The organism is Nonomuraea sp. NPDC049625 (assembly GCF_040675285.1).
Taxonomy (GTDB): Bacteria; Actinomycetota; Actinomycetes; order Streptosporangiales; family Streptosporangiaceae; genus Nonomuraea; species Nonomuraea angiospora_A.
Genome location: NZ_JBFAOQ010000046.1, coordinates 5,397 through 6,650, shown reverse-complemented (window position 1 = coordinate 6,650; position 1,254 = coordinate 5,397). Strand labels below are relative to the sequence as shown.

At 69.2% G+C, this 1,254-nt stretch carries 1 protein-coding gene; it reads right to left on the bottom strand.

The genetic code is table 11. From position 1 onward, the window contains the following. On the bottom strand, positions 1 to 1,254 hold a 1,254-nt coding region (locus tag AB0J87_RS64030; RefSeq protein ID WP_363985808.1), incomplete at both ends, for a hypothetical protein.

The following is a 1,254-nucleotide window of genomic DNA, read 5'->3' as shown; positions in this document are numbered from 1 at the left end:
AGGCTGGACGCGGCGCCTCCGACGAGGACGCTGCCGGTCAGGTGAGTCACCGTGTAGAGCTGCAGGGCCAGCGAACCCGTCTTGGCGTTCTGCGGGTTGAGCTCGACCGTGTAGGTACCGGTCACCGGCAGCACGGTCGGCTCGAGCAGGCAGTTGGTGCCGCAGCGGGTGTCGGCGACCAGGTCGGTTCCATCGGGCTTCTTGACCTTGACCTTGATGTCCGAGCTGGAGGTGAACGTCGAACCGGTGAAGTTGAACGACACCTGCTGGCCCTCGGTCCCGGCGAACGTCCACACGCCGTGCTGTCCGGCGATCGTGGTCGTCAGCGTGGACGCCGGCCCCCCGACGGTGACCTGCGCCGCCACGTCCTGCGCCACGAGGTTCACCTGGGCTGAGGCCGAGCCGGTGTAGATGCCGGCCGGGTCGACCACCACCTGGTAGGTGCCGTCCGCCGGCAGTACGGTCGCATCGAAGAAACAAGAGGTGGAGCAGGACTTCTTCGGCAGGAAGACCGAGCCGTCCGGTCCGAGCACCGACGCCTGCGCGCTGGTGAACGTTCCGCCCGAGATCGTGATCGAGATCCGTTGGCCGGACTTTCCTGCCAACGACCAGGTCGGGTTCTGCCCCGGCTCGGTGGTGGTCAGCTTGACCGCGGCGCCGCCCGGCGTGAGCGTCCCGGTGACGTCGCCCGCGACGACCTGCGCGGAGATCGAGCCCACGGCCGTTCCATACGGGTCCGCGACCACCGTGTACGTTCCGGTCTCCGGCAGCGTGGAGGTGTCGAACGCGCACGACGGCTGGCAGTAGGTCGGCTTGAACAGGTCCGATCCGTCGGGATTGCGCACCGAGGCGCGTGCGTACCCGTTGTTGTCCCACGTCCCGCCCGTCAGGACGAACGCGATGCGCTGACCGGCCGTCCCGGCGAACGTCCAGCTGGCGTTCTGCCCTGGCCCGGTGGTGGTCAGCTTGACCGGTGCCCCGCCGGCGGTCAGGGAGCCGGTGACGTCGCCCGCGGTGACCTGCGCGGAGATCGAGCCCACGGCCGCCCCGTACGGGTCGGCGACCACCGTGTAGGTCCCGGTCACCGGCAGCGTGACCGTGTCGAACGTGCACGACGCCTTGCAGTAGGTCGGCTTGAACAGGTCCGATCCGTCGGGGTTGCGCACCGAGGCGCGTGCGTACCCGTTGTTGTCCCACGTCCCGCCCGTCAGGACGAACGCGATGCGCTGACCGGCCGTCCCGGCGAACGTCCAT